The organism is Brevibacterium sp. 50QC2O2 (assembly GCF_024580675.1).
GTDB lineage: Bacteria > Actinomycetota > Actinomycetes > Actinomycetales > Brevibacteriaceae > Brevibacterium > Brevibacterium moorei.
Genome location: NZ_JANIJZ010000007.1, coordinates 151891 through 165317, shown reverse-complemented (window position 1 = coordinate 165317; position 13427 = coordinate 151891). Strand labels below are relative to the sequence as shown.

General features: G+C 67.3%; 11 protein-coding genes. 6 read left to right on the top strand and 5 right to left on the bottom strand.

What is annotated here, in order from left to right; genetic code table 11:
* Nucleotides 1-354 precede the first annotated feature (354 nt).
* From NQ038_RS07970 to NQ038_RS07960, 3 genes are read left to right on the top strand one after another with little or no spacing between them, the layout of a single operon-like run.
* Nucleotides 355-1164: an amino acid ABC transporter ATP-binding protein gene (locus tag NQ038_RS07970; RefSeq protein WP_306427835.1), complete on the top strand. Its 810-nt coding sequence runs from the start codon at nt 355-357 to the stop codon at nt 1162-1164.
* A 41-nt stretch (nt 1165-1205) separates the two neighbouring features.
* Nucleotides 1206-2165, top strand: coding sequence for a hypothetical protein (locus NQ038_RS07965; protein ID WP_257062325.1), 960 nt, complete (start codon nt 1206-1208; stop codon nt 2163-2165).
* A 48-nt stretch (nt 2166-2213) separates the two neighbouring features.
* The gene (locus NQ038_RS07960; RefSeq protein WP_257058962.1) at nt 2214-3296 is read left to right on the top strand and encodes a LacI family DNA-binding transcriptional regulator; all 1083 of its coding nucleotides are present in this window, start codon (nt 2214-2216) and stop codon (nt 3294-3296) included.
* A 79-nt stretch (nt 3297-3375) separates the two neighbouring features.
* Here the strand turns inward: NQ038_RS07960 and NQ038_RS07955 are convergent, their stop codons facing one another.
* The 5 genes from NQ038_RS07955 to NQ038_RS07935 form a co-directional block, all read right to left on the bottom strand.
* Nucleotides 3376-3720 (bottom strand): SHOCT domain-containing protein, encoded by a 345-nt coding sequence (locus NQ038_RS07955; protein WP_257058965.1) that lies wholly within the window; start codon nt 3718-3720, stop codon nt 3376-3378.
* Nucleotides 3721-3858: 138 nt separating this feature from the next.
* Nucleotides 3859-4536: a response regulator transcription factor gene (locus NQ038_RS07950; RefSeq protein WP_257058967.1), complete on the bottom strand. Its 678-nt coding sequence runs from the start codon at nt 4534-4536 to the stop codon at nt 3859-3861.
* Nucleotides 4533-5903: a sensor histidine kinase gene (locus NQ038_RS07945; protein WP_257058970.1), complete on the bottom strand. Its 1371-nt coding sequence runs from the start codon at nt 5901-5903 to the stop codon at nt 4533-4535. The genes NQ038_RS07950 and NQ038_RS07945 overlap by 4 nt, the downstream gene beginning before the upstream one ends.
* Nucleotides 5904-6043: 140 nt before the next feature.
* Nucleotides 6044-7537, bottom strand: a complete 1494-nt coding sequence (locus NQ038_RS07940; protein WP_257058973.1) for a cytosine permease — start codon at nt 7535-7537, stop codon at nt 6044-6046.
* Between the two features lie 166 nt (nt 7538-7703).
* A complete protein-coding gene (locus NQ038_RS07935) occupies nt 7704-8570 on the bottom strand; it encodes a LysR family transcriptional regulator (RefSeq protein ID WP_257058976.1) in 867 nt (288 codons plus the stop codon).
* Nucleotides 8571-8711: 141 nt separating this feature from the next.
* Here NQ038_RS07935 and NQ038_RS07930 point away from each other — a divergent pair, with 141 nt between their 5' ends.
* The 3 genes from NQ038_RS07930 (at nt 8712) to NQ038_RS15625 (ending at nt 13419) form a co-directional block, all read left to right on the top strand.
* Entirely contained in the window at nt 8712-9908 is a 1197-nt protein-coding gene (locus NQ038_RS07930) for an FAD-binding oxidoreductase (protein ID WP_257058979.1), read from the top strand.
* Nucleotides 9909-10018: 110 nt separating this feature from the next.
* Nucleotides 10019-11599, top strand: coding sequence for an aldehyde dehydrogenase family protein (locus tag NQ038_RS07925; RefSeq protein WP_257058982.1), 1581 nt, complete (start codon nt 10019-10021; stop codon nt 11597-11599).
* Nucleotides 11596-13419, top strand: a complete 1824-nt coding sequence (locus NQ038_RS15625) for a thiamine pyrophosphate-dependent enzyme (RefSeq protein ID WP_257058984.1) — start codon at nt 11596-11598, stop codon at nt 13417-13419. Before NQ038_RS07925 ends, NQ038_RS15625 begins: the two co-directional genes overlap by 4 nt.
* Nucleotides 13420-13427 lie beyond the last annotated feature (8 nt).

The window sequence follows — 13427 nt, the reverse complement described above, 5'->3', positions numbered from 1 at the left end:
CTTCACTTCGAAGGTGATCTTTCTTCTGCGGGAATTGAACTCTAGACAAGTCCTATTTTCCCAGGTCAGAGGTCACCTTCACCTATTCATCCACACCCCGGACACCCCACACCATGAAAAACCCAGGCTAGCGACGCCCGATTTGCTCTACAGCGCGCAGATGATTTACTCTCGCACGTATCAGACTATTCCCCTTCTCCTCGTAGCCACAGTCTGGTATCTGGTGCTTACAACGATCTTCACCATCGCGCAACAGCTGATAGAACGTCGCATACATGATCAGCCGATGCTCAATGTTCGGAGACTGAGGTTTAACCCGTTTGCTTCGAAGGGCCCGAAGAAGGTGATGGCGTAATGAATGAAAAAATCACTGCGGCCGGTGCCGTCAACTCGGCAGATATGGAATGGCCGCTGCTCAAGGCCGACGGGATCCATAAGAGATTCGGGAGCAACCATGTTCTGCGCGGGGTGTCGCTCGATGTGCACAAAGGCGAAGTGCAATGTGTGATTGGACCGTCCGGATCAGGCAAGAGCACCCTGTTACGGTGCCTCAACCTGTTGGAAAGACCCGACGCTGGCTACGTCTACCTAGACGGCGAACCGGTGGGATACTCATGGCGAGGCGATGATCTGAGTGAGATGAAATCGGCTCAGTTGGCACGTCAACGAGAACGCATGGGAATGGTGTTCCAGAGTTTCAACTTATTCGGACATTTGAGCGTGCTGGAGAACGTAACTCTGGCACCTCGTCTGATCAATGGCTCCAGAGGAACCGCGATCAACACAGAAGCCACGGAACTGCTGGCCTCAGTCGGTTTAGCCGATAAAGCGGGGTTCAAACCCGCACAGCTTTCCGGTGGTCAGCAACAGCGCGTCGCCATTGCCAGAGCTTTGGCGATGCATCCGGAAGTCATGCTTTTCGACGAGCCGACCTCGGCGCTCGATCCGGAATTGGTCGGCGATGTTCTGGAGGTCATGAAGAATCTGGCCGAGCAAGGGATGACGATGGTCATCGTCACCCACGAAATGGGCTTCGCGGCCGACGTTGCAGACAAGGTCGTCTTCATGGACGGGGGAATCATCGTGGAAGCCGGCACTCCCAGGGAGATTTTCAAGGACAGCACACATCCGCGCACCACTGAGTTCTTGGCTAGGGTGTTGTGAGTACGTCGAGCTCGTTCCGCCTGTATTCCGCTGCGGAGTGCATGAAAGCGGTTCCCGATTCCACCGGGGTCGAGCTGATGGGGTTGGCGGGGTGCATCACGAAACATGTGGGTGTCCTGCAATCGCAGTTCGGCGGTCGAGTGGAGAGGGCACTAGATCAGCCAGAAGCTCTCCTCTTCGGGCACATGGGCTTCGTCCCCGGCCTGGGAACCTGTGTGAAATCGGGTATGCAGGTAAACGACAATGCACGCATGGGGCTCGACCGGGTGCAAGCATCCGTAACGCTCTTCTCCGCACAGACGGGAGAACCTCGGGCGGTCCTCGACGGCGGTGCGGTAACGGTACTGCGAACAGCCGGGGCATTAATCGCCGGGGTGCGGAGCGTGCTGACCATTGCAGACCCCGTGGTGGCTGTGATCGGCTACGGTGCACAGGGCAGGCAAGTGGCGCGGCTAGCCGGTAGCGTGCTGGGGGCTTCAGAAGTTCGGATCTGGGCACCGTCAAGGCCGTCTGTCAACGATGGGGAAGTCTTGGCTGAAAGCAAGGCTGCGGCGTTGCAGGGAGCGGATGTCGTTGCCTGCTGCACCTCGAGTCGCAGCCCAGTGGTCGAATTGGGGGAGCTCGAAGCCTCAGGAGCGGGGGAAAGCACGATAATTGCCTCAATAAACTCCTTCGCCCCCGATCACAGCGAGATCGCTCCGGATATTGTGGCGGCATCCCGGTTGGTGATCACCGACATCGACGAAGTGGATTCCTTCGGCCCGGTCCACGGTGCCGGAAGCCTAGCAGGAAATCCACAATTCCTCCGTCTGGGCACGGACGTGCTTGGTGAGTACACAGAGGATTTCGGGCGAATGACCGGACCGAAGACGGTACTGATCGGCGGTGCAGGGACCCAGGACGCCCTGATGGCCTGGGCTATCGTAGACGGTGAAGCCGCAGTCATCGAGGCGGTGTCCCGCCTTGCCGGGGACGCCTGCGATCGGGCCGGAGCCGACTGACAGCAGTCGTAGCCGTTTTCAAACAGCGGGGTGGATGGAGGCCGTCGGATGAAGAATGTGACGCTCAAGGACGTTGCCGCCGCCGCCGGAGTCTCGCGTGCCAGTGCCGCGCGTGTACTGGGCGACTACGGATATGCCAGCGACACGGTGAGAAATGCTGTGCTACGGGCTGCGGAAGAACTCGAGTATGCGCCTTCGAAGTTGGCCAGAGCGATGCGCAACGGACGCACCCAGCTCTTGGGATTCATTTGCGCAGATATTTCCGATGGGCTCTTCTCCCAAGCCCTTGCCGGAATCTGCCGTGTTGCCGAGCCCGCAGGTTACCAGGTGGTGGTCTTCACCAGTTCGGATCAGCTCGGAGTGGAACGTGATGGGGTATCGGCACTGCTGTCCCATGGAGTGGAAGGCTTGATCGTGTCGCCGGTGATCGTTGAAGAGCGATCGCATTTGGCCGATGCCACTGTGCCGGTTGTCTATCTCGACCGTGCCCCAGAGGACGTGTCGGGGGTGGTATCCGACAATGTCGGAGCAGGAAGTCTGGCCGCGCAGCTACTGGTGAATGCTGGACACCGCAGAATCGGCATGACGGCTGCTGTCCAGACGGAAGAACCGATCGTCGTCACTCCAGGTGAAGTCCACCGGGGCGGGGGTGCGGAGCTGAGCGTCCATGGAGCCGATCGACCTTCTGTCCTACGTGTCAGGGGATTCGTCAAGACACTGCAGGAAAAAGGCGTGCGGGTCGAGGAGGACGACTTACTGCTGAGCCCGCATCGAAGTCCGGATGCGCAAGACCGGCTGACCGCTTGGCTACGGGGGCGCCGGGACCTCACTGCCATTGCGGCAGTGGACTCGTACCAGGCGCGCAGTCTTTATCGTGCGGTAGGCGAGCTCGGTATGTGTGTGCCGGAAGACCTGTCGATCGTCGTGTTCAGCGATGACGATTGGGTCGAATTCACCAGGGTCCCTCTGACGACGATTCAACTGGATGGGGTCGAAATGGGTGCCCGGGCCGCGGAAAAACTCCTTGCAGCACTTTCCGAGGAGAAGACGACGGATGCGACCGTCGACGTGATACCGGTTATCAGGCGAGCCGGGGCCAGCATTGCGCAAATGCCGGCCACAAGTCGGTAGCGTCCATGCTGACACTCACCTATTCCAGGCGAGTTCCGCCGCGGTTCTGCGGTATCGGAGTTCGCCCAGCCGGAGCCGGTCACGGTTTCCCGGGTGCGGCCTCGGCTCCGGAGGCGGTGTTGGCCCGCAGGACTTCGAGGCGCTCGCGGTACTCGACTTCGTCGATGTCGCCGCGGGCGAAGCGCTCGGCCAGGGTGCGCTGGGCCTGGAACAAGGGGCCGGCTTGCTGGGAGCGCAGCCTGCGCAGCGCCGCGGTGCGCCTGATGAGCAGCACCACGAGCACGACGATGGCGGCGATGAACAAGGCGGTGATGAACATGCCGATGAACGGGACGAACGGCGGAATGTGCGGGCCGAAACCTCCGCGCCCGTAGCCAGTCGGCCCGAAGCCGCCCGTTCCGGAGGTGGCGAGTGCGCTGAACATGATGATCTCCTCTGCGGTGGAGACCCCGGCAATGAGCGCGGGACCGATTCGTACCTCCATCCAAGCCCGGACCCGGCCATCGCACATCCGGCCGGGGGAGTGTTCCTCCCTGCTCCCAGAGGATTACTCCGGCCGAGGCTACTGCCAGCCGGGCGCCACCAGGCCGGCCTCGTAGGCCGTGACCACCAGCTGGGCGCGGTCGCGAGCGCGCAGTTTCTGCATGATGCGGGAGACATGGGTCTTTGCGGTCAGCGGGGAGAGGACCAGCCGCCCGGCGATCTCGTCGTTCGTCAGGCCGTGGCCCACCAGCCGCAGCACCTCGCGTTCGCGCTCGGTCAGCCCGGCCAGCAGAGCGGTATCGGGCGTGGCGCGCAGGCCGGTGGCGGCCCGGTCCAGCAGCCGGCGCGTCACACCCGGCGAGAGTACAGCGTCCCCGGCGCAGGCGGCGCGGACGGCCCGGATGAGATCGGCCGGTTCCGTGTCCTTGACCAGGAAGCCCGCGGCACCGGCCCGGATCGCGCGGACCACGTACTCGTCGAGTTCGAAGGTCGTCACGATCACCACGTGCAGTCCGTCCAAGGCGGGATCTGCGGCGATCTGCTCAGTGGCCCACAGGCCGTCGCCCTCGGGCATCCGGATGTCGACGAGGACCACGTCTACGGGTGCGCCCCGGTCCGCGGCATCCCGCAGGGCGGCCAGGAGCTCATGCCCGCCGGCGGCCTCGGCGACCACCTCGATGTCCTCTTCGGCGTCGAGCAGGGCGCGGAAGCCCGCGCGCACCAACTGGTGGTCATCGGCCAGGGCCACGCGGATCATATCGGCTTCTCCTCATCCATTCGGTCTGCAGCCGGATTCGCAGCCCGGCCTGCAGTCGGGTCCTGCGTCCAGGGCAGGCGCGCTGTGATGCGGGTGCCGCGACCCGCGGCGCCCGAGGCGATGTCCAGGGTGCCGCCTGCCAGTTCGGCGCGCTCGCGCATACTGCGCAGGCCGCCGCCGGAGGGAGCGTGCCGGGCGCTGGTCGGCCCGCCACTCGCGGAGCCACCCTGGCTTGCAGTCCCGCCCTGTTCCACCGGCCCGCCCTGTTCCGCAGGCACGCCGGGCCCGACGCCGTCGTCCTCGATCAGCACGACGAGTCGGTCCCCGTCTCGCTCCAGACGGACCAGTGCGCGGTCCGCGGCTGAGTGCCGCAGGACGTTCGTCAGGGCCTCGCGCACGATCCGCACGGCCGTCGCCTGAATGGGGCCGGCGGGCGGGGTCCGGCCCGCCCCGCTCGTCCGGACCTCCCCGTTCATCCGTCCGGCCCCGCTCGTCCGGTCCGGAATCGCAATCCGGTCGTCGAAGACGATGTCCAGGCCCAGGGAGCGGTGCGCGGAAATGAGTTCGGGCAGCTCGGCGAGCTGGGGCGCGGGGCTCAGCGGGGCATCCTCGCCGCGCAGTGCAGCCAACACGCCACGGGCCTCGGCCAGGCCAGAGCCGGCGAGTCGTCGGATATTGCTCAGGGCCTCGCGCGCCTGTGCAGGGTCGCGGTCGAACAGGTGCAGCCCCATGCCCGACTGCACGGAGATCTGGCTGAGCGAATGGGACAGCACGTCGTGGAGTTCGCGGGCGATGGCCGCGCGTTCGGCCTGCTCCGCGGCCCTGGCGCGCTCGGCGAGTTCCTGTGTGCGGCGGGCGGCGCGGGCCGTCTTGGTCCGGATCGTCACACCGATGCCGGTGCACACGGCCAGGGCCACGGTGCCCGCGATGATGCGCGGGCCCGCGTGCTGTGGTGCGAGGAATTCTACCAGTGTGACGCCGGCCAGCCAGGCCGCCCCGGCCGAGGCCACAGCCCAGACGGGCGCGGCCCACACGAGGGCAGCGATCAGGGCGAAACCGAGCGCGAGCGGGGGCGGACCGAGCTGGGGCGGGATGAACAGCATGGCCAGGGACAGCCCGGCGACCACCGCGACGGTGGGACCCGGCCGGCGGGCCGCGGCGAGCAGGGTCAGGGCGGAAGCCGCGGCGAGCACGACCTTGAGGACGATCCAGGCCGTGGACTGGCCGTGCAGCACGCCCAGGGCGATGGTGGGCGGGGTCTGCACGAGCAGGGCGATGGCGGCTGCGGCCACGAGGAACGCGGGCAGATGACGGGTGGGGCCCTCCGGCCCGCCGGTGTGTCGATCCCCGTCCCGATCCCCGTGCATGGGCCGAGTCTACGCGGCGGAATCAGTGCCGGGCGTCGTCCGGGAGGAGGCCGTCCGGGTACTCCCGGGGGATGAGGAATGGGGAGACCACACCGGTGTCTCATCCCCACAGGCCGTGGGCCGAGCACCCGGACGAGCGCTCAAAGGGAGACCGCTCGCCCCTCATCGTGCTCCGGGAAGATCGTCGCGGGCGGTGCGACATTGATCCTGCGGGCCCAAGGAATGTAGATGAGGGCCGTGACGACCAGCCCGAGGATCCAGGAAACGTCTGCGCCGCCGATCAGCTCGACCATCGGACCCGTGTACAGGGTCTGGTCCAGGAATGGAATCTGAATGGCGACGCCGATGACGTAGCTGGTCAGCGCCGCCGCGTTCCAGCTGCCGTAGCGTCCCTTCCGTGTATAGAGCGCGGGGATGTCGAAACGGTCCTTGGACACCAGGTAGTAGTCCGCGAGGTTGATGATCGACCACGGGGTGAACACCATGAGCAGGAGCAGGACGAAGTTCTTGAAGAAGCCCAGGAACTCTGCGGATGCGGCCAGGGCCACGATCACGGTGAGTGCGACGATGGTGCAGACGAAAACCGCTCGGGTCGCCTTGGTGACCGCGGCGCGGTGGTTCCACGAGGTGGCGATTGTCAGAGTGCACATGAAGGCGCCGTAGGCGTTGAGGGTGTTGACCGTCAGCTTGCTCATCAGGATGACGATGAACATGAGCAGGGCGAGCACTCCGCCGCCGGCCAGCTCGCCGATGAACCCGACCTGGTTGGACAGGAACAGTTCGCCCGCGGCGGTGGCGATGATGACGCCCAGGATCATCGACCACTGCGAGCCGACGACCGATCCGAGGAACGTCCAGCCGAATGTTGTGGACTGCTTGGTGGAACTGGGGAGGTAGCGCGAATAGTCGGCGACATAGGGTCCGTAGGTCATCTGCCACCCGGCCGCCAGTCCCACCACCGAAAGGAAGGTCGGGAATGAGAAGGTGGTGTCACCGAAGACGGCGCCCAGGTCCACCTGGGTGATCACGCAGATGGACAGGTAGACGAACCCGATGAAGCCGGTAATCGTGCTGATCCGGCCCAGCACATGGATGTACCGGTACCCCAGGAGCGCGACCGCCGCGGTGAGGACGCCGAATATCACGATGCCGACCCACGGCGTCTCCACTCGCAGGATCCCGTTGACCGCCTGTCCGGAGAGCACTGCGCCGGTGGAGGCGAACCCGATATACATGAGGACGACGAGGACCAAGGGGACGACCGCGCCGATCACACCGAACTGTGCGCGGGAGGAGATCATCTGCGGCAAGCCGAGTTTGGGGCCCTGCGCGGAGTGCAGTGCCATGATCACCCCGCCGATGATATTGCCGATGAGCAGGGCGATGATCGCCCAGAGGGCGCCGGACTTGAAGGCGGTGACGGCGAGCGCCCCGTCGACGATGGCGGTGATCTGCGTGTTCGATCCGAACCACAGGGTGAATTGGGAGAACGGCCTGCCATGTCGTTCGCGTTCCGGGACCCAGTCGATGGTGCGGGCCTCCACCAGGCTCTGAGCGCCTTCTTCGACGGCATAGTGCAGATCCCGGGGATCCGGGTCCAGTCTCTTGTGCGGGTGTTCGGGTTCGGTCGCCATAGGGGTTCTCCTGGTCTTGTCCGAGTGGGGCGCTAGCCATGTTCTCAAACGTGACCGGTGACACAAGCGTGTCGGGAGGTGAAAGCGTCCGACATCCCGGACTGCGGGGCCCGTGCCGCGATCCGGCCGATACCCCGACGCGCACAGTCGGCCCGCCGCCTATCCCCTACCCGAAGGTCTCCTGCAGGGCCTCGAGTAGGACCTCGGTCGCCGCCCCGTCCTCGACCTCGGCGCGGACCATCGCCACGATCGTGCGCGCACCGCACTCGGTGCCCGGCACCACGGTGGCCACGCCCGGCGCCAGGGCCAGCATCGTGGGGGTGGCCAGGGTCAGGCCCACCCCGGCGCCGGCCATGGCCAGGGATACCGCGGTGTCCGTGACGATGTGCCGCTCCACCGGGGCGAAACCCAGGTCCGCGCAGGCGAAGCGCAGGGCTCGGCCGAAGGACGAGTCGTTCGGCGGCAGGATCCACGGGGCCGTGTGCAGATCGGCGGGCAGCCCGCCGCGCATGCCGTAGACCATGAAGGTCTCGTGGCGCAGGGGCACCATCCGCGCTCCGCGCAGTGGTGCCAGGGGCGCGGCGGGGTAGTCGATGCCGATGCCCACGTCGATGCGCCCCTCGATCACGGCCTGCTGCATGTGTTCGACGTCGACCTCGTGCGCGCGCACCTGTACCCCGGTGTCGGCCAGGCGTTCGAGCACCGGTCCGATCGCCACGAGCGAGGCGGAGCCGAACACGCCCAGCGTCAGCGTCTGGACGAACTCGGCCTGGGCCCCGCGCAGCGCTTCGGCGGCCTGGGCCTCTGCGGCCAGGATCCGCCTGGCCCGCGGCAGCAGGGCGCGTCCGGCCGGGGTCAGTTCGACCGTGCGGCCGGCCGGGCGCAGCAGGGTGGCGCGGGTGGCCCGTTGGAGGGCGGAGATGTGCTGGCTGACCGCCCCGGTGGTATAGCCCAGTTCGCGGGCGGCACGGGTCATAGTGCCGTGGTCGGCGATTGCGACGAAGGCGCGCAGCTGTGTCAGGGTCCAGTTCATATGGGGCTCATTATCCAGTAGACCTAAACGGAACATTCAAATCCTATCGATAGACCTAATGGTTTCTACCGGTGAGACTGTTGGAAAGTGATACGCAACACAGATCCAAAACACTGAGTCACGCCACAGAAAGGTGGTGTCATGTCCACTCCCACAGCACCCGCCCGACCCACTCCGGCTGCCCGCCCTGCACCGGCGAATGCGACCGTCGTCATCGTCGGCGGCGGCATCATGGGCGTGGCCAGCGCCTATGAGCTGGCCCGCGCAGGGGTCACCGACATCGTCGTGATCGAGCGCAACGAACTGGGCTCGGGCTCCACTTGCCGCGCCGCCGGCGGTCTGCGCAGCCAGTTCTCCGACGCCGTCAACATCGCCCTGGGCGCCCGCAGTCTGGAGACCTTCCGCCGGTTCAAGGACCTGTTCGACCAGGACATCGACTTCGTGGGCAGCGGCTACCTGTTCCTGCTCGACGGCGCCGAGGACGCGGCGGCCTTCGAGGACAATGTCGCCGTGCAGCGGGGCATGGGACAGAACTCACGGATGCTGACCGTCGCCCAGGCCGCCGAACTGTGCCCCGTCATCTCCACCACCGGCCTGGTCGGGGCGGCCTTCAACCCCGATGACGCCCACTGCACCCCCGAGTCCGCAGTGGCCGGCTATGCCCGCGCCGCCCGCCGACTGGGCGTGACGATCCTGACGGGGACCTCGGTCACGGGGATCACGGTGGAATCCGGGGCCGTCACCGGAGTGGACACGTCCGCCGGGCCGATCGCCACCGGCACCGTGGTGTGCGCCGCCGGCGCCTGGTCGCAGCAGGTGGGCGCGCTGGCCGGAGTGGACCTGCCGGTCACCCCGCTGCGCCGCCAGATCGTGGTGAGCGAGCCGATCAGCGCCTTCGATGCGCGCAGGCTGCCCTTCACCATCGACTTCTCCACCTCGTTCTACTTCCACTCGGAGGGCTCGGGCCTGCTGTTCGGTGCGCCAGAGGCCGGGGACGTCAATGCCTTCGACACCCGCCGCGACCCCGCTTGGCTGGACCACCTGGGCGAACTCATGGAACGGCGCGCGCCGGCCCTGACCGATGTTGGACTGGGGCGCGGCTGGGCCGGCCTCTACGAGTGCACGCCCGACCACAATGCGCTCATCGGCGTGGCCGAGGAGGTCGCCGGTTTCATCTACGCCTGCGGCTTCTCCGGCCACGGCTTCCTGCAGGGCCCGGCGGTGGGCGAGGTGGTGCGCGACCTGTACCTGGGCACCACCCCCTTCGTCGATGTCTCCGGCATGTCCGTGCAGCGCTTCGCAACCCAATCCACCCGAACCGAACTGAACTTCGTCTAACCCATCGTCAACCCCGTCCACTACTTACCGAAATGTCGAATTCCGGGCGAAAATCCCGATATATCAACATTTCGCCAAGTAGTGGACGGGGAGGAGAGAAAGGAAACACCATGACGTCATCCCTTCCCACACGCGAGGACGTGCTCGCCCTGGCACAGGCCGGGCTGACCGGCTGCGGGCTCGACTTCGAGGCCCTGCTGGGCGCGGATTCCGGCACCGCTGCCGGCGCTTCCGCTTCTGCGGATTCCGGCACGGCCCCCACCATCCCCGCGCGCTCGCCGCTGACCGGCGATGTGCTCGGCCGGCTGGCCGCCGACACCCCGGACACGGCCTCGGCGAAACTGGACCGGGCCCGCGCGGCCTTCGAGACCTGGCGCGATGTGCCGGCCCCCGTGCGCGGCAAGGTGGTGCAGCGCTGGGGCGAGCTGTTGCGCGAGCACAAGGTGGATCTGGGCAAGCTGGTCACCGTGGAGGCCGGCAAGACCCCCTCGGAGGCCGAGGGTGAGGTCCAGGAGATGATCGACATCTGCGAGTTGGCCCTGGGCCAGTCGCGCCAGCTCTTCGGCAAGACCCTGGCCAGCGAGCGCCCCGGCCACCGGCTGATGGAGACCTGGCATCCGCTGGGCGTGGTCGGCATCATCTCGGCGTTCAACTTCCCGGTGGCACCCTATGCATGGAACACGGCCCTGGCCATCGTGTGCGGAGATCCCGTCGTCTGGAAGCCCTCGGAGGTTGCGACGCTGTCCGCGGTGGCCGCCACGGCTCTGCTGACGCGTGCCGCTGCGGAACTCGGGGCGCCCGCGGACCTGGCACAGGTGCTCGTGGGCGACCGCACTGTCGGCCAGGTGCTGGTCGACGACGCCAGGGTGGACCTGGTGTCGGCCACCGGTTCGGTCCGGATGGGCAGGGAGATCGGTCCGGCCGTGGCGCGCCGGTTCGGCCAGTCCCTGCTGGAACTCGGCGGTAACAACGCCGCGATCGTGGCTCCCAGCGCGGATCAGGACCTGGCGATCCGCGGTTCGGTGTTCGCCGCCGCCGGCACCGCCGGCCAGCGCTGCACCACGCTGCGCCGGTTGATCGTGCACTCGTCGATCGCCGAGGACTTCACGGCTGCTCTGGTCGCGGCCTATGACACCCTGGCGATCGGATCGCCCACGACTCCCGGTGTGCTGGTGGGCCCGCTGATCTCGAAGCCTGCCTATGAGGCGATGCAGGCGGCCCTGGCCGCCGCCGTCGAGCAGGGCGGCCAGGTGCTCACCGGGGGTGAGCGGGTGCTGGTCGAGCAGGCCCCCGACGCCTACTACGTGAAGCCCGCCGTGGTGAAGATGCCGGCTCAGACGCAGATCGTCACGGAGGAGACCTTCGCCCCGATCCTTTACGTGATGGAGTACGAGGACTTCGATGCCGCGATCGCGATGAACAACGCGGTGCCGCAGGGCCTGTCCTCGGCGGTGTTCACCACCGAGCTCAAGGAGGCCGAGCGCTTCATCGCGCGCAGTGACGCCGGGATCGCCAACGTCAACATCGGGACCTCGGGCGCGGAGATCGGCGGGGCCTTCGGCGGGAACAAGGAGACCGGTTGGGGTCGCGAATCCGGCACGGACTCCTGGCACGCATACATGCGGCAGGCGACGAACACCGTCAACTACTCCGATGAGCTGCCGCTGGCCCAGGGAGTCGAGTTCCTGTGACGCACGGTGAGGCCTGGGTGAGCGAGGCCCCGACCGGGGCGGGTGCGCCCACGGCGGCCGAGGCCTCGGCCGTCGACGCTGCGGTCGCACCCGACCCGGCTGCACCCGGTTCGGCTTCCCCCACCGCTGCCGAGCGCTCGGCCGGGCACGCGATCGTCGAGCAGCTGCTGGCCTTCGGCATCGAGCGCGTGTTCGCCGTGCCCGGCGAGAGCTATCTGGACGTGCTCGACGGGCTGTACGAGCACCGCGAGTCCATCGACCTGGTGATCACCCGCCAGGAAGGGGGCGCTGCGATGATGGCGGCGGCCCACGGGCAGCTCACGGGAAGCCCGGGGATCTGCATGGTCACGCGCGGGCCCGGCGCCACGAACGCCTCGATCGGGGTGCATGTGGCGGGTCAGGACGCCAGCCCCATGGTGCTGTTCATCGGCCAGGTGCCCACGGCCGTCAACGGCCGGCGGGCCTTCCAGGAGGTTGACTACCGGCTCATGTTCGCAGGGCTGGCCAAGGAGGTCGTGGTCATCGACCGCCCGGAGCGGGCCCCGGAGCTCACCGCCTACGCCCTGACCCTGGCGGTTTCGGGGGAGCCGGGCCCGGTGGTGGTCGTGCTGCCAGAGGACACCCTGGTCGAACCGACCAGCGCGCCCGTGGTGCCCCGCCTGCCGCGCCCCGATCCGCAGCCGGCCATCCACGAGTTGGAGCGCGCAGCGGCCCTGTTGGCACAGGCCCACCGGCCCCTGGTGATCGCCGGTTCGGACCATTGGGATGTCGGGACGGCGCGCCTGCTGGCCGAGTTCGGCGAGTCCTCCGGCATCCCGGTGGCCACCGTGGTGCGCCGTCAGCACGCGCTCGACAACGACTCGGAAGCCTATGTGGGCACCCTGGGCCTGAACACCACGGCGGGCCTGGACGCCCTGATCCAGCGGGCGGACGTGGTGTTGCTGCTGGGCGCCAGGCCCGATGGCCTGTCGATGGCGAATGCTGATCTGCTGTTCGCCTCCGACCCGGGCAGGCGGTTCATCCACGTCTACCCGTCATCCGATGTGATCGGCCGGATCTACCCTGCACATGTTGGTGTTGTGGCGAAGCCGGGCGCGTTCCTCGAGGGCCTGGCGAACCTGGCAGCGGATCCGGCGGCGGCAGTGCCCGAGGCCGCCGGCGGGCAGGCGCCCGGTGAGCAGACGCCGGGTGGCGCAGTGCCCGAGGCCGCGGCCTCGGCGGCGGAGCGGGCTGCATGGCTGGCCGAACTGCGCGCGAACTACCTGGCGGTCTCCCGCCCGGACCCGGCGGCCCCGGAGACGCCGGCCGCAGCGGTCTACATGGACGTGTTCAATCGGCACTTCGACGCCGACACTGTGATGACCGTGGGGGCCGGTGACTACGCCGCCTTCCCCCAGCGCTACCACCGGTACCGTGCCTATCCCAGCCAGGTGGCCAGTCAGTCGGGGTCCATGGGCTTCGGCGTGCCGGCCGCCACCGCGGCGGCACTGGCCCTGCCAGGGCGGCAGGTGGTGTGCTTCGCCGGCGATGGCTGCCTGCTGATGAACGGGCAGGAACTGGCGACGATCGCGCGCTACGGGCTCAACGTGCTGGTGGTGCTGGTGAACAACTCGCGCTTCGGCACGATCCGCCGGCACCAGGACGGGCGGTATCCGGGCCGGGTGTCCGGCACGGATCTGGTCAACCCGGACTTCATCGCCTATGCCGGGTCCTTCGGCGCGCGCACCGCCAGGGTGGGCACGCCCGAGGAGTTCGACGCGGCGCTGGCCGAATTGGCCACCGTCCCCGGCCTGCGCTTCGTGGAGGTCGTCACCGCCTGAGGTGATGC